This is a genomic window from Sulfitobacter sp. M13, from assembly GCF_053474885.1.
Genome location: NZ_CM130281.1, coordinates 2044673 through 2070045 on the forward strand (window position 1 = coordinate 2044673; position 25373 = coordinate 2070045).

The following is a 25373-nucleotide window of genomic DNA, read 5'->3' on the forward strand; positions in this document are numbered from 1 at the left end:
GCGCCAAAGCGCAAGAAAAGGAACCTCCCATGCTGAGCATCAAAGGCCTGAAGGTAAAACTGGAAGACGAAGACAAGCAAATCCTGAAAGGTGTCGATCTTGAGATCGAAGCCGGTAAGGTACACGCGATCATGGGCCCCAACGGGTCGGGTAAATCCACGTTGTCCTATGTCCTGTCTGGCAAAGGCGGCTATGAGGTCACTGAAGGCTCCGCCCATCTCGGCGATATCGACCTGCTCGACATCGATCCCGAAGAGCGTGCGGCGGCTGGCCTGTTTCTGGCGTTCCAGTATCCGGTTGAAATCCCCGGTGTCGGCAACATGACTTTCCTGCGGACGGCTGTGAATGCACAGCGCAAGGCTCGTGGCGAAGAAGAAATGTCTGCGGCAGAGTTCCTCAAGGTTGTGCGCGCACGTGCCAAAGACCTGAAGATCGACGCAGAGATGCTGAAGCGTCCCGTCAACGTCGGTTTCTCCGGTGGCGAGAAAAAGCGGAACGAAATCCTGCAAATGGCGATGCTCGAGCCAAAGATGTGCATCTTGGATGAAACAGACTCCGGTTTGGACGTCGACGCGATGAAATTGGTTGCTGATGGCGTGAACGCGCTGCGCACCGAAGGGCGCGGCTTCCTCGTGATCACCCACTACCAGCGTCTGCTGGACCACATCAAACCCGACGTCGTGCACATCATGGCTGACGGTCGGATCATCAAAACCGGTGGCCCCGAGCTGGCGCTTGAAGTTGAAAACAACGGGTATGCCGACATCCTGTCCGAGGTGGCGTAATGGCCGAAGCAGCGACACAACAAACCCCGACCGAGGCGTTGATCGCCACGTTGGATCTGCCCCAAGGGGGCTGGTCCGATGCGGCACGCAAAGACGCACTATCGCGGCTGCAACAGGCAGGTCTGCCGGAGCGTCGTGACGAGTACTGGAAATACACCCGCCCTGATACGCTGACCCAGCCGCAGGCGGCTTCGGCTGCCTTGCGGGCGTCTGATGATGTGGTCCTGTTCGACCAGATTGACCGGCTCAAGCTGGTGTTCGTCGATGGCGTGTTCGACGCGGATGCGTCTGACGCATTGGCGCTTGATGGCATCACGATTGAACGGCTGTCCCAGGCAGACGCGGACCTGCATTGGGCCCGCGATCTTTATGGTACGCTGGAAAAGAACGGCCAAACTCCTGTGGCACGGCCCTTGGCCGCGTTGAACACGGCGTTTGCGCCCGATGGCGTGCTGATCCATGTGACGGACAAAGTCTCCAAGCCGGTGAACATTATCTATCGCCGGACGTCGGAAACAGCCGATGTCATGCTGCACAGCGTCATCAAGCTGGACGCCGGTGCCGAATTCACGCTGCTGGAAAACGGCCCCGTGGCTGCGCGCTTTAACGGTGTGCTCGAAGTCGAGGTCGGCGACAACGCTGCGTTCCACCATGTGCGCGCCCAAGGGCGTGACCATGAACAACGCGCAGCGACGCATATCTTTACCCGTCTGGGGGCTGAATCCGCGTTCAAATCCTTTACGCTGACTGCCAATGGCGTGATGACGCGCAACGACTGCGTGATCGAGCTGACTGGCGATGATGCGGCGGCTCATGTCGCGGGTGCCAGCGTCGGGGATGGTTCTGATTTCCACCACGACGACACGGTGTTCGTAACCCACGACGCGGTAAACTGCGAAAGCCGTCAGGTGTTCAAGAAGGTTCTGCGCAACGGGGCGACCGGCGTGTTCCAAGGCAAGATCTTGGTCAAGAAAGACGCGCAAAAGACCGATGGCTATCAGATCAGCCAGTCGTTGCTGCTGGACGAAGATAGCCAGTTCCTCGCCAAGCCCGAGCTTGAAATCTACGCCGATGATGTCGCCTGTTCGCACGGGTCCACATCTGGTGCGATTGACGAGGATGCCTTGTTCTATCTGCGGTCGCGCGGTGTGCCCCACAATGTCGCGACTGATCTTCTGACCTTGTCCTTTTTGGCCGAGGCTGTCGAAGAGATCGAGGACGAAACTCTGCGCGAAGAGATCACCGCACGGCTTGCCGCGTGGCTTGAGCGGCACGCAGCCTGATGGCGGCGACACGCGATATCGTGGCCAGCTACCGCAACCCCGCCGCCGTTGTGCGGCGGTTGTTGGGGCAGGGCCCGCGGGAGGATCGCAACCTGATCTATCTGATGGTCGCGTGTCTGATCTTTTTCGTGGCCCAGACCCCGCGTCTGGCCCGCGAAGCCCATGTCACCGGCACCGAGCTGGACATGTTGCTGGGGGCGACCCTGATGGCATGGCTGTTCATCGCGCCGTTGATTTTCTATATGCTCGCGGCGGGCACGCAAATCATCCTCAAGGTGATGCGCGGCCGCCCGAGCGGGTATAGCACCCGTCTTGCGCTCTTCTGGGCCTTGCTGGCGTCCAGCCCCCTTGTGTTGCTGCACGGACTTACGGCAGGGTTCGTCGGCGAAGGGATCGAGCTGCGCATTGTCGGACTGATCTGGCTTTGCGTATTTTTATGGTTCTGGATCAGCGGCTTGCTGGTTGCATATCGGATACGCCCATGAACGCCCCTGACATACGATCGGTTTTGTCCGAGTTGGTCATTCTAAGCTTGCGCAACCCTCGCGCGGCGGCACAGCAGATTATCGGCTGGCGGCTTGATCGCAATGTATTGTGGACCGCGCTTGCGCTGGCGGCGGCGGTGAACACGTTGATTTTCTCGGTCAGCCTTGTGGTGCAACCGACACCTGGCATGCCCGCGTTCTTTACCAGTCCCTTGGCGATGTTCGTACTGCTGACAGGGGTGTTGGTGATCACCACACACGGGCTGTTCTGGACGGGCCGTGCGCTTGGCGGCGATGGCAACCTTGGCGATATATTGGCGTTGGTCGTGTTTTTGCAGGTCTTGCGCATTATCGCGCAGGCGGCGATTTTCTTGCTCATGTACATCTCTCCTGGCGTGTCGGTACTGGCATCGTTGGCGACTGGGATCATCGGTCTTTGGATATTGGTGAACTTCATTGCCGCGGCGTTCGACTTCGCCGGTTTGGGCAAGGCCGTAGGCGTGTTGCTGATTGCTATGGCGGCTGTCGTTTTGGGAATGAGCCTGCTTCTTTCTATCGTGGGCATTGCTGCCCAAGGAGTGCTTCTTGATGTATGATGTAAACGCCATCCGCCGCGATTTCCCGATCCTGTCCCGTGAAGTGAACGGCAAGCCGCTTGTCTATCTCGACAATGGTGCATCGGCGCAAAAGCCGCAGGCCGTGATCGATGCGATCAGCCGTGCCTATAGCCACGAATATTCCAATGTTCACCGCGGGTTGCACTATCTTTCTAACCTTGCAACCGACCAGTACGAAGCCGTGCGCGGGACCGTTGCGCGGTTCTTGAACGCCGGGAACGAGGATCACATCATCTTTAACTCCGGCACCACCGAAGGGATCAATCTGGTCGCCTATGGTTGGGCCATGCCGAACCTGTCGCCGGGCGACGAGATTATCCTGTCGGTGATGGAGCATCACGCCAACATCGTGCCGTGGCATTTTCTGCGCGAACGCCAAGGCGTGGTGATCAAATGGGTAGATGTGGATGCGTCTGGTGCGCTTGATCCGCAGGCGGTGATTGATGCGATCACCCCCAGAACCAAGCTGATTGCGGTGACGCAGGTGTCGAATGTGTTAGGAACGGTTGTGGACGTCAAGGCGATCACCGCCGGGGCCCACGCCAAAGGTGTGCCGGTACTGGTCGACGGGTCGCAAGCAGCGGTCCACATGCCGGTGGATGTGCAAGATATCGGCTGCGATTTCTATGCGATCACCGGTCACAAGCTCTATGGTCCATCAGGGTCCGGTGCGATCTATATCCACCCCGACCGCATGGCCGAGATGCGCCCGTTTCTCGGCGGTGGTGACATGATCCGCGAAGTCACTAAAGACGGCATTATCTACAACGATGCGCCGATGAAGTTCGAGGCGGGCACCCCCGGGATCGTGCAGACCATCGGTATGGGTGTCGGACTAGAATACATGATGAACGTCGGAATGGAAAATATCGCCGCTCATGAAGCATCCTTGCGTGATTATGCAGTGACCCGTCTGGCAGGATTGAACTGGTTGCAGGTTCAGGGCACCACGCCGGATAAGGCCGCGATCTTCAGCTTTACGCTGGACGGGGCGGCGCATGCGCATGATATCTCTACCATCTTGGACAAGAAGGGCGTTGCCGTACGTGCGGGGCAGCATTGTTGTGGGCCGCTTATGCAACATCTGGGGCAAACCGCCACCTGCCGCGCCTCTTTTGGGATGTACAACACCAATGCCGAGATCGACACGCTGATCGAAGCGCTTGAATTGGCGCATGATCTCTTTGCATGAGACTGAACTGATTTTGTAATTGCAGGGGGCGGGTAGTCTGGCTATACCGCCCCTATATGGTCCCATAGCTCAGCTGGATAGAGTGCTCGCCTCCGAAGCGAGAGGTCGCTGGTTCGAATCCAGCTGGGACCACCATTTCCTTTATTCCTGATATATTTACGAAGTCGTTTCGCGCGTTATACCTGTACGTTTTCTGGCAGGTCGTCACGGTGCTGGAGGGCAGGTGCGTCCGCTGAACCGGCATCTGCTGCGTGGATAACTTTCGGGTGCTGTGCCGCGACAGTGGCGTAGTCCATATGAAATACCGAGCCCTTGCCGACTTCGCTTTCGTAAAAGATCTTTCCCGACATCTGCTGGGCAAGCTGCTGCGAGATGTGCAAGCCCAGACCTGAGCCCTGCGTCGCGAATTGGCCGCCGTTTTTGACCTGCGCGAACCGGCCAAAGACCTGTTCTTCCATCCCATCAGGGATACCACGCCCGCTGTCTTTGATCGACAGGCGCACGTGGCCGTCAGAGACCGACAGCGCGCCTTCGACGACGCTGCCGGGTTTAGAGAATTTGATCGCGTTCGAGACAAGGTTGTCGATTATTTGCCTGATTGCAAAGGCGTCGCCGGTGATAATCGCGGATTGGTCACCCTTGGGCCGGACGAGCTTGATCCGCTGTTCGGCAGCGAACATTTGGTTTTCCTCGAGGCTGTCTTTTAAAAGGGCCCCCAGATCGACCGGCTGCTGATCAAGGGTAAGGGCGTCCCCATCGATTTTCTGGGACAATAGAATGTTGTCGACCAGCCGAGACAGGCGCACACCGTTACGCTGTGCGATTTCAAGCGGAGACCGGACGCGGTCGTCCATCTCGCCCAGACGTCCACTGAGGGCCAGAGCCAAGCCCCCTTTGAGCGACGTCAGCGGCGTGCGCAGCTCATGACTGACAGCCGAGATAAATTCGTCCTTGGCACGATTGGCGTCATCTGCACGCAGCAACGCATTCTCGAGGGCGCGGGTGATGGCGATGCGGTCAGTAATGTCGACCAACGTGACGCTCCAGCCCAGAATGGCACCGCCTGGGTCCAGCGGGCTTTCGATCTCTTGGATCCGAGGATCATAGACGCGTTCGTCGATGGTCACGGATGCATCGGTGGTCCTTAGGCTACGGGTATCAATAGTGGCGAGAAGGGCGGCGGCTTCGGCCTTGGGGACCTTGCAGAAGCCGCGGTTCTTTGCAGCTGTGTTCATCAAGACGACGTTTTTGTTATTATCCACAAGAACAACAGCTTCGCTCATTGTGTTAAACAAGGCGGATTGACCGACCGACGCCATATCCAACGTCTTGTTTGTTAGCAGCATAAACGTGAAGGCGAAGATACCTACGCTGAACATAAACGACGTCGGGTCCAGTCCGAAAATGGTGAAGCCCAGAAAGATATAGGCTGCATTTGCTGCAAGCGGGGTCATCGTTACGACGGCTAGCATCGTTAGCAGCGGCCACGCTGACCGGCGCGACCGCCTGAACCCTTTATAGAGACCATAGTAGGTGGCGCCGACAAAGGTATAGAGCACGGCCATAATCGCGTAGAAGCCGGGCCCGTGGATGTAGTCGATCTGGCGCGCGCCTGGTGGGATCGTGGTCGCGTGATCATATACCAGACCATGATGTGTGTTCGTCGCAGCAAAAGCGAAAGATAGCAGCGGGGCAAGCACAAGTGCTGCCACCACGCGTTTTTTGCTGAGCCAGCTGGACTGATGGACGTAGGCGTAGACAAAGAAACACCACGCCACCGGCACCAGCGCGTTCCCCAGCCACGCGGCAACGCCCAGTTTGTATTGACAGTCAAAGGCCGCCGCTGATGCTTCTGCACCAACGATAAGCAGCGTATAGATCATCGCAAAGAAGGTGAGCGCGTAGTAAAGCTTGCCCCGAAAGCGCTGGACCCGCAGCATCGAAATCATGACGATCGCCGCAATAAGGCTGACACCGCCTGCCGCCCAAAAAACGGGCTGCGTGGCTATTCCCTCAAAGCATGTCGTCATAGATCCACCTACGGGCTGCGTCTTGGCATTTCATACTAGCCACACAGTTGTGTTCATTTTTAGACCGAACTTGGACTGCCGGAATGGGCCATGCGAGGTGGTCGTTACCAGTGTCTAGGACAATACAAAGCCCTTTCGGCTTCGCGCCTAGATCATGCGTGCTTGAGGCATGCGGTCAACCTCTGATTGCTGGAAACAGGACTTTCATCCAAAAAGAAAACCCCGCAAACCAGAGTTTGCGAGGTTTTTGTTCTTGGCGGTAGGGAGAATCCCCATTACCGGCGACGGCCACCCTTGCGGCCAGCGCGTCCGCGACCCTCTTGGCCGGCCTTGGGCGCGACCTTGTTGAACTTGATCCATTCGGTCCCGTGGGGGTCACGGTCGAACAAGAAGTTGGCGGCACGGATTGCCTCCATCTCTTTGCCGGGAGTGGGTTTTGTCGATCCCATGCCGAGCAGCGTCACAAAAGTTTCATCGTCAATCTCGTCAGGCAGGATGATGCCCGCCGCGACCAGCTCGGCTTTTTTCTCGGCAATTTTTGTCGGGTTCACTGCCAGCGTGATCGGGTTCATGATTGCAGAGGTCATGCCCGCCCCCATCGCCATGGGCAGGAAAGCATTGTTGATGCCGTGGCGGTTGGGCAGACCAAAGCTGATGTTTGACGCACCGCAGGTGGTGTTTACGCCCAGTTCCTCGCGCAGACGACGCACAAGCGTAAAGACTTGATGCCCTGCCGTCGCCATCGCCCCAATCGGCATCACCAGCGGATCAACCACGATGTCGTGCGCCGGAATGCCGAAATCTGCGGCGCGTTCGACGATCCTCTTGGCGACTTCAAAGCGCACATCGGGGTCTTCGGAGATACCAGTGTCATCGTTAGAGATCGCAACCACCGGCACGTTGTATTTCTTGACCAAAGGCAGCACCAGTTCCAGCCGCTCTTCTTCGCCTGTTACCGAATTCAGGAGCGGACGGCCTTCGCATGCCTCAAGACCCGCTTCCAATGCGCCAGGAACAGAGCTGTCGATACAGATCGGAATATCGACGGCGTTTTGCACAATGCGGATCAGTTCTGGCATCAACATCGGTTCGACAAAGTTATTGTCGGCATAGCGCGGATCTTCGGCCATTTTATTCGAGAACACAGCACCGGAGTTCACGTCCAGAATGTTTGCCCCTGCTGCGGCCTGTGCGATGGCGTCGGCCTCGACGCGGCTGAAATCGCCACGTTCCAGCTCTTCGGCGAGGATCTTGCGGCCCGTTGGGTTGATACGTTCCCCGATCACGCAGAAGGGCTCGTCAAAGCCGATGATTGCTGTTTTGGTTTTGGATTCGACGACGGTTCTGGTCATGGTGTTCAGTCTTTCCTTAGACGGAGTTGGCTGGTTGCGCAGCAGGTCCGCCATTTTCAATGGCCCAGTTTGCATTCGTTTTGATCCCACCCAGCGGGAAGAAATGCACATGGGTAATGTTGAAATCTGGGTTGGCCGCTTTGTGCGTGGCCAGTTCGGTGATCACATCTGTCGGCTCGTAGGGCAACAGCAGTTTGGTAACGTCCATCGCGCGCTTTTGCAGCACCCTCAGCGAAGGGCCGACGCCGCAGGCGATGGCAAATTTGATCAAGGTTTGAAGCTTGGCGGGCCCCGCGATACCGATATGGATCGGCAGGTCGATTCCTGCGTGTTTCAGGGTGTCGGCCCATTCGATGATTGGTTGCGCCTCGAACGCGAACTGCGTGGCGATGGCCATTTTCGCGTCGGTGCGTTCGGAAAACCCCTGTTTCCAGCGCAGTGCATCGTCGACCCGCAGGCGGGTGCCGTCGGTGTCGATGTCACGGTTGCCTTCGGGGTGGCCTGCGATGTGCAGACGTTCGAACCCGTGTTTGTCAAACAGGCCCGTGTCCATCAGCTGCATGGAATCGCTGAAATCCCCGTGCGGTGTGGTGACGCCGCCGGCCAGCAGCAAGCCCTGCTTTACGTCAGCCTCGCCCTGATACATGGCGATCCAGTTTTCCAGCGTCGCGCGATCCTTGATAATGCGCGCGGGAAAATGGGGCATGACCTTGTAGCCGTCGGCGTTCAGACGCGCTGCGGTGGCGACCATGTCTTCGATCGGGGTGCCATCGATATGCGCGATGTAGACCCGTGTCCCTTCGGGCAGCAGATCGCGGAAATTTTCGACCTTTTCTGCCGTGCGGGGCATCACCTCGATCGAATAGTCCTGCAAAAAGGCCGCAACCTCGGGAGTGGGCAATTCAAACGCTGGGGCTTCTTTGCGCCGGAAGTTCAAAAGGGACATGAGCATTTCTTTCATGAGGGGATCAACTTTTGCACCGGCAAGAGGCGGTCAGGCCCAGCCGTCATTGGCAATCAATGTCTTGATGCGGTCGCGGTCGTATTCGGTATCGATACGCACGACTTCGGCATCGGCCACGGCGTCGGGATCGCCGTCGACCGTATAGGGATCGGCCTTGCGCCATTCGGCAAGATAGGAATCGCTGTCATCCGCGCCGATTTTCATCGCGGCGCGGTCGATGGCCTGTTCAAACCGTTCGGGCAGCGGGCGCTTTGATCCGCGCCGGCCTTTGCCAACGATGACCTGAGCTGGAATATCACGCCAATAGACGATGGTAACTTCGGGCATGATTGATTCCTCTGCTGTGCTTGTTTTTCTTAGCGGCTGTTGATCTGTCCCCGACGCCATTTTTCGACATTCAAAACGGCGTCTGCGACGTGACGACATTACCGCGCGTCCTCGCCACAGGCGAGGGGGGCGGGGTGTCATAATTTTCAAGATGGTTGTGAGGCCGACGATAGGCTCGAGCGTGCCTGCTCTCAAGTTTCCCGCTTGCTCCTTGCCCGCAGAAACATTACCTTGGGGGTAACTCAATATGAAAGGCGCAATCATGGCGCCACAGCGTCCCAAAGGTGCGGGCGCGCTCGATGTACCGCCGGCTCTGAGCCCCGCGCCAGTTCCGCCCAGATCGACCGAACTTTATGCGGCCCTTGATCTGGGCACAAATAGTTGTCGCATGTTGATCGCACAGCCGAAAGGCAGCGGTTTCCATGTCGTCGATAGCTTCTCGAAGTCCGTCCAGCTTGGGGCGGGGCTCGAGAAAACCGGGCGATTGTCGCGCGGATCGATGACGCGTACCATTCAGGCATTGCGCATTTGTCAGCAAAAGCTGCGCCGCAACAAGGTGCGGCGTATGCGGCTTGTCGCGACCGAGGCGTGCCGCCGTGCCGCCAATGGTGCCGAATTCATGCAGCGTATCCAGCGCGAGACGGGGTTGAAGCTTGATATCATCAAGCCGGAGGAAGAAGCGCAGCTTGCGGTAATTTCCTGCGCGCCACTGGTGAACCGCAAGACCCATAATCTGCTGGTCGTGGATATCGGTGGCGGCTCGACCGAGCTGGTCTGGATCGACATCTCCAAGGTGCCCAAAGCCGACCGTGCGCAATCCATCATGCGGCTGCATGGCGGGTTCCATCAGGCGAAAACCGATGTGCCCGCCGCGCGTGTGGTCGACTGGATCAGTGTGCCATTGGGCGTGGCGACCTTGCGCGACCAATTCTCTGACGTCGAAGATGACGCCGCGCGTTTCGCATTGATGAGCTGGTTCTTCGAGGAGAACCTGACGGACTTTACCCCCTATCAATCCATCCAGTCCCAGGACCATTTCCAGATTGTTGGCACCTCGGGCACGGTCACCACTGTTGCTGCCAGCCATTTGGGTCTAAAGCGCTACGACCGGACCAAGGTGGACGGGCTTCGGATGACCTCGGCGCAGATCGACAAGGTGATCCATTCCTATCTTGCGATGGGACCGGGGGGCCGGCGTGCCGATCCGCGTATCGGGCTGGACCGCCAGGCGTTGATCATGTCAGGTGCTGCGATTTTGCAGGCGTTGATGCGGTGCTGGCCGACAGATAGATTAAGTGTGGCAGACCGTGGTCTGCGCGAGGGGCTGTTATACGCCCAGATGAGCGCGGATGGCGTTTTGGAAGAAGGATTAGGCTGATGGCGAAAACTCCGACAGGCAAGACGCCAACGGGCGGTGCTTCGGGCGGGAAGACCCCCACAGGCAAGAATACATCAGGGCGCGGCCAGCGTGACCTTAAGGTCAAGGTAAAGTCAGCCCGCGGTCGCAAGCTGAGCTCGACTCGCTGGTTGCAGCGCCAATTGAATGACCCATACGTCAAACGCGCCAATGCCGAAGGTTATCGCGGGCGTGCGGCCTATAAGATCATGGAACTTGATGACAAATACCGCTTTCTCGTGCCGGGTGCGCGGATCGTTGACCTTGGGGCGGCCCCTGGTGGCTGGTGTCAGGTCGCGGTGAAACGTTGCAACGTTCTGGGCGAAAAGAAGGGCAAGAACGTCGGCACCATTCTTGGGATCGACCTGCAAGAGATGGAGCCGATTGCAGGCTGCGAATTGCACCAGCTTGATTTCATGGAAGACGACGCAGACGAGATCGTCAAAGGATGGCTGGGTGGCAAGGCCGATGTGGTGATGTCGGACATGGCGGCGTCAAGCTCGGGCCACAAGCAGACTGACCACAACCGGATCATTGCCCTGTGCGAGGCTGCGGCTTACTTTGCCTTTGATGTGCTGGAAGACGGCGGTACCTTTGTCGCCAAAGTGCTGGCCGGCGGGGCGGAGGGCGATTTGCAACAGCTGCTCAAGCGTCGGTTCGCCAAGGTCGCCAACACCAAGCCGCCTGCCAGCCGTTCCGACAGCTCCGAGAAATTTGTGGTCGCCACCGGTTTCAAAGGGGTGCTAGCTGACGATCAAGAGAATCTGTAGCAGCCGTGAGGCCCCAAGGGGCGCGGAATTATCAAATGTGATGCGGCAGTTAGACGACTGCCGCATTTTTTTTATGGGCAGGCGCGATTGCTCTCTTACATATTCGCAAAATGGACCTAAATTGGAACATCACGCCGCGCTGAAGTTCAATTACTGCGACAAGAAGTCCTCATAAATCGATATTTTTCCATCGTAATTTGGTAAAAGAGGGCTGGTCGTTTTAGCGCGGCTCATGACATAGTTGCGGCCATGTCATTGTTCCTGATTATAGCCCTCCCGTTTCTTGGCGCCTTGCTGCCCGGCCTGATGTATCAGGCCGGCCGACAAAGCTGCTTTTTGGTGACCCTTCTGGTGACGGCCTGCGCCGCGATCGGCCTTGCGACACACGCGCCGGCTGTCCTTGCGGGCGAGGTCGTGACCGCTAGCCTCACGTGGCTGCCTCAGCTGGGGTTGAACGTGAACCTCTTCCTCGATCCGTTGGGGCTGATGTTTGCGGGTCTAATCCTTGGGATCGGGATGTTGATCATCCTTTATGCGCGGTTCTACCTGTCGCGTGACGACAATATGGGCGCGTTCTTCACCTATCTGCTGCTGTTCCAAGGCGCGATGGTCGGGATCGTTCTGTCCGACAACATATTGATGTTGCTCATTTTCTGGGAACTCACGTCGCTATCGTCCTTCCTGCTGATCGGGTTCTGGAAGCATTTGCCCGAGGGGCGTCAGGGCGCGCGTATGGCCCTGACTGTAACGGGCATGGGTGGCCTGGCGATGATCGGTGGCATGCTGCTGCTGGGGCAGATTGTGGGCAGCTATGATTTGACGGTGATCCTTGAAAATCGTGACCTTATTCAGGCGTCGCCGCTGTATATCCCCGCGCTGATCCTGATTCTGCTGGGGTGTTTCACCAAGTCCGCGCAATTCCCGTTCCACTTCTGGCTGCCGCACGCCATGGCGGCACCAACGCCGGTCTCGGCCTATCTGCACTCTGCCACGATGGTGAAGGCGGGGCTGTTCTTGATGGCGCGGATGTGGCCGGTTCTGTCGGGCACGGAAATCTGGATCGTGTTGGTCTGCTCTGCCGGGTTGATCACGATGGTCCTTGGTGCGCTGATCGCGATCTTTAAAAACGACCTCAAGGCGCTGTTGGCATTTTCCACCGTGTCGCATCTGGGTTTGATCACGTTCCTGCTGGGCACCGGCACGTCCTTTGGCGCGATGGCGGCTGTATTCCACATTCTGAACCACGCGAGCTTTAAGGCGGCCTTGTTCATGAGCGCCGGTATTGTCGATCACGCGGTCCATACCCGCGACATGACCCGTTTGGGTGGGCTGCGCCGTTTGATGCCGATCACCTTTGCGATTGCAACGCTGGCCGCGTTGTCGATGGCGGGTATCCCGTTGCTGAACGGGTTCTTGTCAAAAGAGATGATGCTGGAAGAGGCGCTGCGCACAACGCTGTTCGGCTCGCCCTATCTGGTGGCGGCTGTGGCGACGCTGGGGGCATTGTTCTCTGCTGCGTATAGCTTCCGCTTTATCGCGCATACCTTCTTTGGCAAGGTCCGGAACGACTATCCGGCCAAGCCCCACGATCCCGAATTCGGTCTGTGGATTTCGCCCGCCTTGCTGATCATCCCCGTGATCGTGATCGGTGTGGCTCCGTTTCTGGCGGAACCTTTTGTTCGTACCGTGACGCAAGCCGTGATCGGCTCTGCTGCTGAAATGCCAAGCGAACATATCAAGCTGTGGCACGGGTTTGTGCCCGCTCTCGGGATGTCAGCGATTGCTGTGGTCGGTGGTTTGATCCTGCTGGCGGCGTGGAACCCGTTGGCGCGTCTTTGGGCCGCGACCCCGCGCCCCGAGGCAAAGGACATCTTTGACCGGATTATCGCAGGCGCTGTCGGGCTCGCAAGCCTCGTGTCGGAGCGTCTACATAACGGTTCCTTCACCCGCTACGCCGCGATCTTTGTGACCGCCGTCGTCGCCATTGGAGCACACGCATGGTTCACCGGCACCGACGGCGCACCTACGCGCGAGATGTTGCCGATCACGCCAGTGGGCTTTGCCGGCTGGTTGATGTTGATGATCGCGACGGGGTTCTTGGTCACGGTGCACCGGAACCGTCTGGCGGTTCTGATCCTGATGGGGATCATCGGCCTGATGGTATCCGTCGGGTTCAACTACTTCTCGGCCCCCGATCTTGCGCTCACCCAGATCTCGGTCGAGGTGGTGACGATCGTGCTGTTGTTGCTGGCGTTGAACTTCATGCCCAACAGCACGCCTAAGGAAAGCACTGTTTTGCACCGCAGCCGCGATATCGTGGTGTCGGTTGTGGCAGGGCTGGCCGCGGCGGGGTTGATCTATTCAATCCTGATGTCGGATTTCCCGATTGCCTCCATCGCCGACTACCATCTTGCGAACTCCTATAAGGGCGGCGGCGGGACCAATGTGGTGAACGTGATCCTTGTAGACTTCCGTGGCTTTGACACCTTTGGCGAAATCATCGTGCTCGGGATTGCTGCGCTGGTGATCTATGCCCTGACAGAGGCGCTTTTGTCAGGCCCCGTGCGCGCACGTTTGCTGAACCGTGGCTATGAGGAAAAGCGCGCGGGCGACGCCCACCCGATGATGATGGTGGTGCTGACCCGCGTCTTGATGCCTGTCGTGTTGCTGGTAGGTGTTTATATCTTCCTGCGTGGACACAACGAACCGGGCGGCGGGTTTGTCGCCGGTCTGATCGTGGCGATTGCGGTCGTAATGCAGTATATGGCCAGCGGCTTTGCTTGGGCCGACAACCGCCAGCGCTATCCTTATCACGGCATCATCGGGGCAGGGGTGCTTTGTGCCGGTCTGACCGGTATCGGCGCGTGGTTCGCCGGGGCCCCTTTCCTGTCCTCCGCGTTCGGCTATTTCCGCATTCCCCCAATGGAGAAATTTGAGCTGGCGACCGCGATGGGCTTTGACCTTGGGGTGTTCCTTGCGGTGGTCGGCGCGGTGATGCTGTCGCTTGAAAGCTTCTCGCGGCTGGGGCGTCGTGCGGGCATCGAGGAAAGCGAACACCCTATGGATATCGACCCGTCACGGGATGAACCGAAAACCGAGACGGAGACCTGATATGGAGCTTTTAGTCGCTTCCGCCATTGGCGTTCTCACTGCTGCCGGGGTCTATTTGATTCTGCGCTTGCGTACCTTTCCTGTGATCATCGGCACGTCGCTGGTCAGCTATGCGGTCAATGTTTTCCTCTTTGCGTCGGGCCGGTTGGCGTTGAATGCGCCGCCGATCCTGCGGGACGGGGTAGAGGTCTATACCGACCCGCTGCCCCAAGCACTGGTGCTAACGGCCATTGTTATTTCCTTTGGCATGACCGCCGTGGTGGTGATGATTGCGGTCGGGTCTTACCTGAGCGCGGGCGATGATCTGGTGAACGACCCCGACACGCTGGCCAACACCAAAAATGCTGAACCCTCACAGCGCGGAGGAGGCCCGGCATGACCCATTGGCTTATTCTTCCGATCGTTCTGCCGGCTATGCTGGCGGCTTTCATGGTATTGTCCGCACGCTATCATCTGTTGATCCAGCGCGCCTTGTCAGTTGCGGGGACGCTGGGGCTGCTGATGCTAGCGGTTGGATTGTTCTGGCAGGCCTCTGACGGCACGGTGAGCCTGTACCAGCTTGGCAATTGGGCCGCGCCTTTTGGCATTGTTCTGGTCGCGGATCGTCTGTCGACGCTGATGGTGCTGCTGACCTGTGTGCTTGCCGTGCCGGTGTTGCTGTATGCTATCGGGTCGGGCTGGGACAATCGCGGGCGGCATTTCCATCCACTGTTCCAGTTTCAGTTGATGGGGATATTGGGCGCTTTCCTGACCGGTGATGCGTTCAACCTCTTTGTGTTTTTCGAAGTGCTGCTGATTGCGTCATACGGGTTGATGATCCATGCAGGCGGGCAACGGCGTCTGCGGGCGGGCACGCAATATGTGCTTTATAATCTTTTGGGCTCGACGCTATTCCTGTTCGCGCTTGGCACGATCTATGCAGAAACCGGCACGCTGAACATGGCGGATCTGGCGATGCGCGTGGCTACATTGGACGCAGGCGATGGCGCGGGTATTCGCGTCGCTGCAGTTCTGTTGCTGCTGGTCTTTGCGGTAAAAGCCGCGATCCTGCCGCTGCATTTCTGGCTGCCAGCCAGCTATGCCGAAGCACCGGCGCCGGTGGCGGCGCTATTTGCGATCATGACCAAGGTTGGTGCTTACTGTATCATCCGTTTCTACACGCTGGTCTTCCCTCCTGACCTTGAGATCACGCAAGGACTGTTTGATGTCTGGCTGATGCCTGCGGCGTTGCTGACCGTGGCGCTCGGAATGGCGGGCGTGCTGGGAGCGAAACGAGCCGACCGGATGGTCGCGTTTTCCGTGATCGGGTCCATGGGGATGTTACTGGCCGCCGTGTCGGTCTTTACCCCCGCAGGGATTTCCGCAGCACTTTATTATGCGATCCATTCCACCTTTGCCGCTGCGGCGTTGTTTATGCTGATCGATGTGATCCGCAGTCGGCGCGGCGCGGCGGATGTAGCTTTCGTTGATGCGCCCCCCATGACAGGTGGCGCGCTGGTGGCGGGCATGTTCTTTGTTGCGGCGATTGCCATGACAGGTCTGCCGCCGCTTTCGGGTTTTGTCGGCAAACTGCTGATACTGGATGCAGCACGCAGCGCTGATCTGATGTGGTGGGTCTGGGCGACGATCCTTGGCGGGTCGTTGATCGCAGTCGTTGGTTTCTCTCGGGCTGGCAGCCAGATTTTCTGGAAAGCGCATCAGCGGGCTGAAACGCCTGCAGAGGACGCTGCTGCCGCGTCGGCGGCACCTGAAGGGCAGGGCGTTTTGGCCATGGTTTCCGTTGGCAGTCTGCTGGCCTTGCTTGTCGCGCTGACCGTCGCGGCGGGCCCTGTCACCCGCGTGCTAGAAGCGACGTCGGCACAGCTGTTCAACCCCGAACGCTATATATCGATTGTCCTGACCACGCCGGGCAAAGAGATCACCGACGATCACGCCGAAGACACTCACGGTGAGGCCGACGGATCAGGCTATGCTACTGATGGCCAAGGCGCAGACGCCGCGGCTGCACCAGAAAAGGATCACTGATATGTTATCCCGACTGCTTCCGCATCCGATGCTGACCGCGATCCTTGCGATTGCATGGTGTCTGTTGGTCAATGAAATCAAGCTTGGCACTGTTGTATTTGGGGTTATCCTTGGGCTGTTGATCCCCATTGCAACTGCCGCCTATTGGCCTGACCGCCCGCCGGTTGCCAAACCTGCCAAGCTGGTGGGGTATCTGATCATGGTGTTGTGGGATATTCTGGTGGCCAATGTCGTGGTCGCTATGATTGTCTTGTTCAAGTCGAACAAGAACATGCGTCCGGCCTGGGTCGTGATCCCGTTGGAGCTACGCACCCCCGAGGCGATTACCATGTTGGCCGGCACGATTACCCTGACGCCGGGTACGGTTTCTGCCGATGTCTCTGAAGATGGGAAAGCACTTTTGGTGCATGCGCTGGACGCGGCAAACCCTGACGAGGTCCGCGACGACATCAAACAGCGCTATGAGCGTCGCCTGAAGGAGATTTTCGAATGATTGTGATTGCTTTGAACATCGCCTTTGGTGCCGTTGCGGTTTCGCAGTTGCTGGCGATGCTACGCTTGCTAAAAGGCCCCAATACCGGCGACCGTATTCTGGCGCTGGATACAATGGTGGTGAATGCGATTGCCCTGATCATCCTGCTGGGTATGCGTTTGGGCACTGCCATCTATTTTGAAAGCGCGATGATCTTTGCCATGCTTGGGTTTGTGTCCACCGTGGCCATCGCGCGCTTTGTCCTGCGAGGTGATATCATTGAGTGATCTGCCCCTAATCCCCGAAATCATCATCTCTGCCCTGTTGATCGTAGGCGGGTTTTTCACACTCGTCGGGTCGATCGGGTTGATCAAGCTCGATAACTGCATGTCGCGGCTTCACGCGCCGACCAAGGCCTCGACACTGGGTGTCGGGTCCTTGTTGATGGCGGCGATGATATATTCCTTTGCGTCCGAGACAGGGTCGCTGCACGAAGTTCTGGTGATGGCGTTCCTGTTTGTGACGGCACCGATCACCGGGCATCTTATCGCCAAAGTAAATCTGCACCGGCTGCATCAAACCAAGGATATGCCGCCAGCCCCCAGTGACCACGTCTGGGGCACTTACTCTGAGAAATAACATAGACCCGCGCCGCAAAGCGCGGGTTTTTCTTTTGCCAAAACAGGGGCGGGCAGGGCATTTTGCTCCTGCCTAAAGAAAATTTCAATTTTCGTGCCATTCGGTGCAAAACCCTGCTTGACGCCATCGCGAGCAGACCCTATCACCACCAAACGCTTCGACGGCAACGACGAAGTACGCAGTGGGCGGTTGTAGCTCAGATGGTTAGAGTACCGGCCTGTCACGCCGGGGGTCGCGGGTTCGAGCCCCGTCAACCGCGCCACCGCTGCATTTTATCATACATCATGATGACAAGCACACGCCCTTCGGGGCGTGGTTTGCTTGTGCGTTCAGGCCATTGGTTTTCACCCATTTTTGGGGTGTCCGAGGCCGTATTTTGCCCTGCGCGGTCTGCGCTGAAATTTTCCAGAATTCTTTGTAATTTTCTGCGGTTAATCGCTTGACGCTCCGGGCTGGTTATCTTATTCCGCCCTTACTGCGCGGTTGTAGCTCAGCTGGTTAGAGTACCGGCCTGTCACGCCGGGGGTCGCGGGTTCGAGCCCCGTCAACCGCGCCACTTATCCCTTTTTAGACTGTCTGATTTACCTCGTCCTAAAAAGGGAAAAGCGGGCCGCGAGGCCCGCCCGTTTTCTTAGGTCATTGCATCCAATATCCGTGCCCAGCTTCGGATACCTTTGTGAAAGCTCTCCAGATCGTATTTTTCATTCGGAGAGTGGATGGCATCGTCATCCTTGCCGAATCCAATCAGCACCGGCGTGGTATCCAGAATTTTCTGGAAGTGGCCTGCGATGGGAATCGACCCGCCGCACCCGACATAGGCGGCGGGCACATTCCATTCGTCTGTCAGTGCCTTGCGCGCCTCCTCGAACGCGGGGGCGGTGGTTTCAAACACTGACCCCTGGCTCGACCCATGCGCGTGGAAGCTCGCTGTACAGTCTTCGGGCATCATATCGGTCACCATCTTGCGAAAACTTTCGCGGATGACGTGGGGGTCTTGCGTGCCCACCAGACGGAAGCTGATCTTGGCGTGTGCCTGCGACGGCAGAACGGTCTTGAAACCCGCGCCTGTATAGCCGCTCCACATGCCGTTGACTTCGCAGGTGGGGCGCGACCAGATCATCTCGATCGGCATACGGTCCTGCTCGCCGGCAGGTTTGGACAGGCCAACGTCGCCCAGAAAGCTGTCGTGATCAAAGGCGAGGCCCTGCCACTGGGCCTGAATATCGTCGGGCAGCTCGGGCACGCCGTCATAGAATCCCGGCACGGTGATGCGACCTGCGTCGTCATGCAGCGACGCGATCACCTTGGACAGGACACGCGCGGGGTTCATCGATACGCCGCCGTACATGCCGGAATGCAGGTCCAGATCGGGGCCGGTGATGGTGAGCTCTTCGCCCATCAATCCGCGCAACATGGTCACGATAGAGGGCACCTTGGACTGGAACATGCCTGTATCGCAGATCATCGCATAATCGGCGCGCAGCTCTTCGGCGTTTTCCTTCATGAAAGGCACCAGCGATGGCGAGCCCGATTCCTCTTCGCCCTCAAAGAAGAACGTCATCCGGCAGGGGAAGTCACCGTTCACGGCTTTCCACGCCCGCAACGCTTCGACAAAGGTCATCAGTTGGCCCTTGTCATCCGCCGCACCGCGCCCGCGGATCACGCGGCCCTTTGCTGTGTCTTCAACGGCAGGATCAAAGGGATCACGGTTCCACAGGTTTAGCGGATCAACGGGTTGAACATCATAGTGGCCATAGAACAGGATATGCGGCTTGTCTGCGGGGCCGTCGACATGACCCACGACCATCGGGTGACCGGGGGTGGGGCGTTTGGTGGTCTCAATACCGATGCTGTTCAGATCCTCGACCAGCCAGTCGGCAGCGCGGTCGCAGTCTTCCTTGAACGCGGGGTCGGTTGAAATAGAGGGGATGCGCAGCAGCTCCAGCAGGCGGTCGGTGGCCGCATCCAGATCGCTGTCGATCCGTGCCAAGACGTCGGGTAGGGACATGTGAGGTAAACCTTTCTGTCGGGGTGGATATTAGCGCGACCGTATCAGCGCGCTTGGCCGTGTCCAGTGGTGGGCTACATGCGCGCGATGTCTGCGCGCGAAACCGTACAAGAATCGCTTGAAAATCATTCGCTTGCGGTGCGCAGGGCAGCGCAAGGGTTTCCGATGCGCATCATCTGGTCGTGCTGCGCGGGGCCTTGCGGCAGGGCCTGCGACAATCGGTGCCTATTAAAGCATTGATTTGAATGGTTCTAACCGGTATTCATTCCAAGGCACGAATATGGCGAATGATCCGGTTGCCTTTGCTGGTCCCGCCACCGACGAAGGAGCAAGGCGCAATGGACTATACCAAACAGCTTGATGTGGCGATTGACCGGCTGCACGAGGAAGGTCGCTACCGGACTTTTATCGACATTGAGCGCCGCAACGGGCACTTTCCGCACGCCGTCTGGACGCAACCTGACGGGCAGGATAAAAACATCACTGTCTGGTGCGGGAACGACTATCTTGGGATGGGGCAAAACCCAGTTGTTCTTGCCGCCATGCACGAGGCGCTTGATGCGACCGGGGCTGGCTCTGGCGGGACGCGCAACATTTCGGGTACCACAGTCTATCACAAGCGCCTTGAAGAAGAACTGTCCGACCTGCACGGCAAAGAAGCCGCGTTGCTGTTCACCAGCGCCTATATCGCCAACGACGCAACGCTGAGCACGCTGCCCAAGCTCTTTCCAGGTCTGATCATTTATTCCGATGCGTTGAACCATGCCTCTATGATCGAAGGCGTGCGCCGCAATGGCGGGGCCAAGCGTATCTTCCGGCACAATGACGTGGATCACCTGCGCGAGCTGATGGCCGCCGACGATCCCGCAGCGCCTAAATTGATCGCGTTTGAATCGATTTATTCGATGGACGGCGACTTTGGCCCGATCGAAGCGATTTGCGACATTGCAGACGAGTTCGGCGCGCTGACCTATATCGACGAAGTCCACGCCGTAGGGATGTACGGACCACGCGGGGCAGGGGTTGCGGAACGTGACCGCCTGATGCACCGGCTTGATATTATCAATGGCACGCTCGCCAAGGCCTATGGCGTGATGGGTGGCTATATCGCGGCCTCCGCCAAGATGTGTGATGCGATCCGGTCCTACGCGCCGGGTTTTATCTTTACCACGTCGTTGCCGCCTGCGGTGGCTGCAGGCGCTGCGGCGTCGGTCGCATTTCTCAAGACCGCGCCCGAGCTGCGCGAGAAGCATCAGCAGCAGGCCAAAGTGCTTAAACTGCGGCTGAAGGGGTTGGGCTTGCCGATCATCGATCACGGCAGCCATATCGTCCCTGTGATCGTCGGGAACCCTGTTCATACCAAGATTTTGTCCGACCGCTTGCTGGAAGATCATGGCATTTACGTGCAGCCGATCAACTTCCCCACAGTCCCCCGCGGAACAGAGCGCTTACGCTTTACCCCGTCGCCTGTGCATGGCCCGCTGGAAATCGAAGGGCTGGTTCACGCAATGGACGTCCTATGGTCCCATTGTGCGCTGAATCGTGCCGAAATGGCGGGGTGACCCCGAATATTTCGTATAGTCCGTTGATTTATGCTACCGATAACGAAAGAAAAGCCTAATCTCGAATCAACATGTTGTTTCGATTAAGGGCAGCGGGCATAGCTACGGGACATTTTTATGATTGGGCGGTGGTCCTTCAAGTCAGCAGATGACGAGGAAGTTGAAGCCAAAGGCTTTGACGCTTTCGACTTGCGCCTAGGTGATTTGATGCGGGGCGAACGTGCGACCCTTGGTAAATCGCTCTTGGACGTGCAGCGCGAACTGCGGATCAAAGCATCCTATATCGCGGCAATCGAAAATGCTGACCCGGAAGCCTTTGATACACCTGGTTTTATTGCGGGTTATGTGCGTTCCTATGCGCGCTATCTGAATATGGACCCTGACAAGGCCTTTGCCGCATTCTGCGCTGAATCCGGCTTTGCTGTCGCGCATGGCATGTCGTCCAAAGCCTCGGTTGTTAAAAAGCCGTCCCGCGAAGAACGCCTGAAACACACCGGTGAAAGCGACATCTTTTCCCGCCCCGCGACCCCCTTCACGCCAGTGGGCGATTCCTTTCTCGCGCGAATCGAACCCGGTGCATTGGGGTCGGTTCTGGTGCTGGTCGCGCTGATTGGCGGGATCGGGTATGGCGGCTGGAGCGTGCTGAAAGAAGTGCAGCGCGTGCAGGTGTCCCCCGTGGACGAAACCCCCGTTGTGCTGTCTGACCTTGACCCGCTGCAGGGCGCGCTTGCCGCTGCGCCCGATACGACCGAGGACCCCGACGTTCCGGCGACGATGGCAGCCCCGCGGTCGGATGCGCTTGATCGGCTTTATCGTCCGGCGGCGCTGGATGTTCCCGTGCTTGTGGCCCGTGATGCGCCGATTTCCTCGATTGACCCGCGCAGCATCGGCAGCTTTGCCTCGATCTCGCGATCCCCGTCACCATCGATTGGCGTGACGCCGCAGCGTGTTGCCCAGAATGGTGATATCCAGCGCGATGTGGCGGATGTGGCCCCCGGTACGGTACCGCAGGTGGTCGAAGAATCCGCCCCGCAGGTGCGTATGGTTGCGGCCTATCCGTCTTGGGTGCGGGTCCGTGCTGCCGACGGCAAGGTCATCTTTGAAGGTATCATGAACAAGGGCGACAGCTGGGATATCCCCGCAACCGAAGAACCCCCAACATTGCGTACGGGCGAATCCGGCGCGCTCTATTTCGCGATGGATGGTCAGTATTTCGGACCTGTCGGTGATCGTGGTGCTGTAACGTCCAATCTGCCACTGCATCGTCAGGCCTTGGCTGAACTTTATGAACCCGCGGTGCTGGAAGAGAATTCCGCGCTTGCCACGATGGTGGCCGAGCTGAAGAATGCCGCGACTCCCCCGACTGAATAAGCCGGTTACCATTGCAACAACGCGACGGGCTGAATAGGTGTAGGGCGAACCGGCCCTGACCGATCCTTCGACTGTTTCATTGCCAAAGGTAGCTTTGCATGTCCCTCAATCACATTCGCCCGTGGCGCAACATTTACCGTCGGAAATCCCGCCAGATTATGGTGGGAAATGTGCCGGTCGGGGGGGATGCGCCGATCACCGTGCAGACGATGACGAACACGCTGACCACCGATGTCAAAGCGACGATCGCGCAGATTCAGGCTGCTGCTGATGCGGGCGCTGATATTGTGCGGGTGTCGGTACCTGATGTGGAAAGCTCGAAGGCGCTGAAAGAAATTGTGCGCGAAGTGACCGTGCCGATCGTTGCCGACATCCACTTTCACTACAAACGCGGGATCGAAGCCGCCGAGGCTGGGGCCGCTTGTCTGCGGATCAACCCCGGCAATATCGGCGACGAAAAGCGCGTCAAAGAGGTGATCAAGGCGGCGCGGGACAACAACTGTTCCATCCGTATTGGCGTGAACGCAGGCTCGCTTGAACGGCACCTGCTTGAAAAATATGGCGAACCTTGCCCGGATGCGATGGTCGAAAGCGGGATGGATCACATCAAGATCCTTCAGGACAACGATTTCCACGAATTCAAGATCAGCTGCAAAGCATCCGACGTCTTTATGGCTGCCGCTGCCTACCAACAGTTGGCAGAAGCCACGGACGCGCCCATTCACCTTGGGATCACCGAGGCTGGCGGGTTGACGTCGGGCACGATCAAATCGGCGATCGGTATGGGTAACCTGCTGTGGATGGGCATCGGTGACACGATCCGTGTGTCACTGTCTGCTGATCCCGTCGAAGAGGTGAAGGTGGGGTACGAAATCCTGAAATCCCTCGGCCTGCGCCACCGTGGTGTTAACATTATCAGCTGCCCCAGCTGCGCGCGTCAGGGGTTTGACGTAATCAAAACCGTCGAAGCGCTGGAGCGGCGGTTGGAACATATCAAAACACCGATGAGCCTGAGCATCATTGGTTGCGTCGTCAACGGCCCCGGCGAGGCGCTGATGACGGATGTTGGTTTTACTGGTGGCGGCAACGGGTCGGGGATGGTCTATCTTGCGGGCAAGCAAAGTCACAAGCTGGGCAACGAGGGCATGATCGACCACATCGTCGAACAGGTCGAAGCCCGCGCCGAAGCCATCGAGGCAGAGACCCAAGCGGCAGAGCAAGCAGCCGAGTGACTTTGCCCAAAGCGGCGCATTTGCCATCGACAGATATTTGCGTATTCCATATCAATAGATATGCCTGATCACGCCGCCAAGACCCCTACATACGCCGAGTTTTTCTGCGGCGGTGGCATGGTGCGTGCGGCTTTGCAGGGCCGGTGGGACTGTGTGCTGGCCAATGATATCGATGCGATGAAATGCAAGGTCTATGCCCGCAATTGGGGGCAGGACGCGCTGCATCACGGCGATATCGCCGAGATGCCGGACGATCTGCTGTCGCGTCAGGTAGATATGTATTGGGCCTCCAGTCCCTGTCAGGATTTCAGCCTCGCGGGCAAGGGCCAGGGCCTAAGCGGCGCGCGCAGTGGTGTTTTTGCGCATTGGGCCGACAAGATCGCAACGGCCATCCAAGCGGGTTTCGCACCGCGGATCATCGCCTTTGAAAATGTGGTCGGGCTGGTGTCACGCAACAGTGGCGCTGATATGAACACGGTGCTCGCGACGTTTGTGCGGCTTGGATATAAGGTTGGCGCGCTTGAAATCGACGCACGGCGGTTCCTGCCACAAAGCCGCCCGCGACTGTTTGTTGTCTGCGTGCGCGAGGATATCGACATTTCGGGTCTGACGGTGCCAAAGCCGTCCCATGTCTTTCACGGCAAGAAGTTGCAAAAGTTCCTGGCCTCTGCGTCGCGTCCTGTGCGGTCGAACTGGGTCTGGTGGAAGCTTGACGACGCCCCTGCCGATGAACAAGCGCTAGAGCGCGTGCTAGAACGCCGCGCCACGATGCCCTGGTTCAGTGCGGCGGACACCGACCGTTTGCTGACACTGATGTCAACGCCCAGCCTTGAACGGTTGCGTGTGGCGCGTACGGCAGGGCGTACGGTGGTCGGTACGATTTATAAACGTGGCCGCCCTGACGCAGACGGCAACGTCCGTCAACGGGCAGAGCTGCGCACCGACGGAATCGCAGGGTGCCTACGGACGCCCGCGGGCGGATCATCGCGGCAAATCCTGATGTTTATCAAGGGCAACCAGACCAAGGCGCGGCTTGTGTCCTCGCGTGAGGTGGCGCGGCTGATGGGGCTGCCCGATAGCTACAAGATGCCCGACACCTATAACAATGCCTACCGCGTGGCAGGGGACGGCGTTGCTGTCCCGGTGGTGCGTTATCTGGACGAGGTGCTGTTCGCCCCCATTCTGAAACGCCAAAGCTTGGGCGCAGTGGCATGAACGCGGCGCAGGCGTTTCGTGGCAAAGCATTGGCGGCGCTGACCAATCAGATCGGCGTCTATGCGCTGTGCGATCTGGACGGCAATCCGATTTACGTGGGCCAGTCAGTCGATGGCATCCGTACACGGGTGCGGCGGCATCTGACGTCGGCACGCTCGGATGTGATTGCAAACCGTCAGATCGACGTGTGGGAAATCGCATTTGTCTGGGCGTGGCCCGTCGCGACCAAGGCCGAAGTTGAGCCATTAGAGCGGTCGATCTTTGCCCATTACGACGCCGAATTGCCCTTGATGAACGGCAAGCCGATGGTGGCCGATGCGCCGGTATTCGAATGGCCCGAAAAGCAGGCGGTGCAAGTCATCGACGAAGAGGAACGGCAGTCGCGGCTGACGCCGTCAAACCGTCTGCCGCGCCAGATCAAGCAATATGATCTACTGGTCGACTACATTCTTAACGTGAAGGAAGCGCCGCATCTCAAGCGGTCGCTGGACGCGCATTTCAAACGCATGGTGCGCTATCATCAGCGCTTTCTCTAGC

General features: G+C 58.3%; 23 protein-coding genes and 3 tRNA genes. 21 read left to right on the forward strand and 5 right to left on the reverse strand.

Features of this window, described 5'->3' with window-relative positions:
• The first annotated feature begins 29 nt into the window (after window positions 1–29).
• From sufC to ACVBAU_RS09795, 6 genes are all read left to right on the forward strand, one after another.
• Window positions 30–785 (forward strand): Fe-S cluster assembly ATPase SufC, encoded by a 756-nt coding sequence (sufC, locus tag ACVBAU_RS09770; RefSeq protein ID WP_138923437.1) that lies wholly within the window; start codon window positions 30–32, stop codon window positions 783–785.
• Complete coding sequence (gene sufD / locus ACVBAU_RS09775; protein WP_448326052.1) at window positions 785–2068, forward strand: Fe-S cluster assembly protein SufD; 1284 nt, start codon at window positions 785–787, stop codon at window positions 2066–2068. Before sufC ends, sufD begins: the two co-directional genes overlap by 1 nt.
• Entirely contained in the window at window positions 2068–2553 is a 486-nt protein-coding gene (locus ACVBAU_RS09780) for a YIP1 family protein (protein WP_138923435.1), read from the forward strand. The genes sufD and ACVBAU_RS09780 overlap by 1 nt, the downstream gene beginning before the upstream one ends.
• Window positions 2550–3149, forward strand: coding sequence for a Yip1 family protein (locus tag ACVBAU_RS09785; protein ID WP_138923434.1), 600 nt, complete (start codon window positions 2550–2552; stop codon window positions 3147–3149). The genes ACVBAU_RS09780 and ACVBAU_RS09785 overlap by 4 nt, the downstream gene beginning before the upstream one ends.
• Complete coding sequence (locus ACVBAU_RS09790; RefSeq protein WP_335743960.1) at window positions 3142–4362, forward strand: cysteine desulfurase; 1221 nt, start codon at window positions 3142–3144, stop codon at window positions 4360–4362. The genes ACVBAU_RS09785 and ACVBAU_RS09790 overlap by 8 nt, the downstream gene beginning before the upstream one ends.
• Window positions 4363–4420: 58 nt before the next feature.
• Window positions 4421–4497, forward strand: a tRNA-Arg gene (locus ACVBAU_RS09795).
• Between the two features lie 41 nt (window positions 4498–4538).
• On the opposite strand, the gene ACVBAU_RS09800 is transcribed toward ACVBAU_RS09795, so the two are convergent.
• The 4 genes from ACVBAU_RS09800 to ACVBAU_RS09815 form a co-directional block, all read right to left on the reverse strand.
• Window positions 4539–6392 carry a histidine kinase N-terminal 7TM domain-containing protein gene (locus ACVBAU_RS09800; RefSeq protein ID WP_448326055.1) on the reverse strand — a complete coding sequence of 618 codons (1854 nt, stop codon included), beginning with the start codon at window positions 6390–6392 and terminating at the stop codon, window positions 4539–4541.
• Window positions 6393–6667: 275 nt separating this feature from the next.
• A complete protein-coding gene (locus tag ACVBAU_RS09805) occupies window positions 6668–7744 on the reverse strand; it encodes a dihydropteroate synthase (RefSeq protein WP_448326057.1) in 1077 nt (358 codons plus the stop codon).
• Between the two features lie 16 nt (window positions 7745–7760).
• On the reverse strand, window positions 7761–8690 hold the full coding sequence (locus ACVBAU_RS09810) for a methylenetetrahydrofolate reductase (protein WP_138923430.1): 930 nt from the start codon (window positions 8688–8690) through the stop codon (window positions 7761–7763).
• Window positions 8691–8738: 48 nt separating this feature from the next.
• Window positions 8739–9035, reverse strand: coding sequence for a virulence factor (locus ACVBAU_RS09815; protein ID WP_138923429.1), 297 nt, complete (start codon window positions 9033–9035; stop codon window positions 8739–8741).
• A 262-nt stretch (window positions 9036–9297) separates the two neighbouring features.
• Here ACVBAU_RS09815 and ACVBAU_RS09820 point away from each other — a divergent pair, with 262 nt between their 5' ends.
• The 10 genes from ACVBAU_RS09820 to ACVBAU_RS09865 all read left to right on the forward strand — a co-directional run bounded on the left by ACVBAU_RS09820 (window position 9298) and on the right by ACVBAU_RS09865 (window position 18004).
• Entirely contained in the window at window positions 9298–10413 is a 1116-nt protein-coding gene (locus ACVBAU_RS09820) for a Ppx/GppA phosphatase family protein (protein WP_005853251.1), read from the forward strand.
• Window positions 10413–11201, forward strand: a complete 789-nt coding sequence (locus tag ACVBAU_RS09825) for an RlmE family RNA methyltransferase (RefSeq protein WP_138923428.1) — start codon at window positions 10413–10415, stop codon at window positions 11199–11201. Before ACVBAU_RS09820 ends, ACVBAU_RS09825 begins: the two co-directional genes overlap by 1 nt.
• Window positions 11202–11450: 249 nt before the next feature.
• Window positions 11451–14312, forward strand: a complete 2862-nt coding sequence (locus tag ACVBAU_RS09830) for a monovalent cation/H+ antiporter subunit A (protein WP_448326060.1) — start codon at window positions 11451–11453, stop codon at window positions 14310–14312.
• Window position 14313: 1 nt separating this feature from the next.
• Window positions 14314–14691 carry a Na+/H+ antiporter subunit C gene (locus ACVBAU_RS09835; protein WP_448326062.1) on the forward strand — a complete coding sequence of 126 codons (378 nt, stop codon included), beginning with the start codon at window positions 14314–14316 and terminating at the stop codon, window positions 14689–14691.
• Window positions 14688–16337 carry a monovalent cation/H+ antiporter subunit D gene (locus ACVBAU_RS09840; RefSeq protein ID WP_448326064.1) on the forward strand — a complete coding sequence of 550 codons (1650 nt, stop codon included), beginning with the start codon at window positions 14688–14690 and terminating at the stop codon, window positions 16335–16337. The genes ACVBAU_RS09835 and ACVBAU_RS09840 overlap by 4 nt, the downstream gene beginning before the upstream one ends.
• A 1-nt stretch (window position 16338) precedes the next feature.
• Window positions 16339–16830: a Na+/H+ antiporter subunit E gene (locus ACVBAU_RS09845; protein WP_138923424.1), complete on the forward strand. Its 492-nt coding sequence runs from the start codon at window positions 16339–16341 to the stop codon at window positions 16828–16830.
• Window positions 16827–17096 (forward strand): K+/H+ antiporter subunit F, encoded by a 270-nt coding sequence (locus ACVBAU_RS09850; protein WP_138923423.1) that lies wholly within the window; start codon window positions 16827–16829, stop codon window positions 17094–17096. Before ACVBAU_RS09845 ends, ACVBAU_RS09850 begins: the two co-directional genes overlap by 4 nt.
• The gene (locus tag ACVBAU_RS09855) at window positions 17089–17448 is read left to right on the forward strand and encodes a Na+/H+ antiporter subunit G (protein WP_093733865.1); all 360 of its coding nucleotides are present in this window, start codon (window positions 17089–17091) and stop codon (window positions 17446–17448) included. Before ACVBAU_RS09850 ends, ACVBAU_RS09855 begins: the two co-directional genes overlap by 8 nt.
• A 185-nt stretch (window positions 17449–17633) precedes the next feature.
• Window positions 17634–17710, forward strand: a tRNA-Asp gene (locus ACVBAU_RS09860).
• A 217-nt stretch (window positions 17711–17927) separates the two neighbouring features.
• Window positions 17928–18004: transfer RNA gene (locus tag ACVBAU_RS09865), tRNA-Asp, on the forward strand.
• A gap of 75 nt (window positions 18005–18079) precedes the next feature.
• Here ACVBAU_RS09865 and ACVBAU_RS09870 read toward each other — a convergent pair.
• A complete protein-coding gene (locus tag ACVBAU_RS09870; RefSeq protein WP_335743967.1) occupies window positions 18080–19456 on the reverse strand; it encodes a M20/M25/M40 family metallo-hydrolase in 1377 nt (458 codons plus the stop codon).
• A 338-nt stretch (window positions 19457–19794) separates the two neighbouring features.
• On the opposite strand from ACVBAU_RS09870, the gene hemA reads away from it, so the two are divergent.
• The 5 genes from hemA to ACVBAU_RS09895 all read left to right on the forward strand — a co-directional run bounded on the left by hemA (window position 19795) and on the right by ACVBAU_RS09895 (window position 25372).
• Window positions 19795–21018, forward strand: a complete 1224-nt coding sequence (gene hemA / locus ACVBAU_RS09875; protein ID WP_448326068.1) for a 5-aminolevulinate synthase — start codon at window positions 19795–19797, stop codon at window positions 21016–21018.
• Window positions 21019–21135: 117 nt separating this feature from the next.
• Window positions 21136–22389, forward strand: a complete 1254-nt coding sequence (locus ACVBAU_RS09880; protein WP_138923420.1) for a helix-turn-helix domain-containing protein — start codon at window positions 21136–21138, stop codon at window positions 22387–22389.
• Between the two features lie 98 nt (window positions 22390–22487).
• The gene (gene ispG, locus ACVBAU_RS09885) at window positions 22488–23621 is read left to right on the forward strand and encodes a flavodoxin-dependent (E)-4-hydroxy-3-methylbut-2-enyl-diphosphate synthase (RefSeq protein WP_323802538.1); all 1134 of its coding nucleotides are present in this window, start codon (window positions 22488–22490) and stop codon (window positions 23619–23621) included.
• Between the two features lie 60 nt (window positions 23622–23681).
• Complete coding sequence (locus ACVBAU_RS09890; RefSeq protein WP_448326071.1) at window positions 23682–24836, forward strand: DNA cytosine methyltransferase; 1155 nt, start codon at window positions 23682–23684, stop codon at window positions 24834–24836.
• Window positions 24833–25372, forward strand: a complete 540-nt coding sequence (locus tag ACVBAU_RS09895; RefSeq protein WP_448326073.1) for a GIY-YIG nuclease family protein — start codon at window positions 24833–24835, stop codon at window positions 25370–25372. Before ACVBAU_RS09890 ends, ACVBAU_RS09895 begins: the two co-directional genes overlap by 4 nt.
• Window position 25373: the final 1 nt, after the last annotated feature.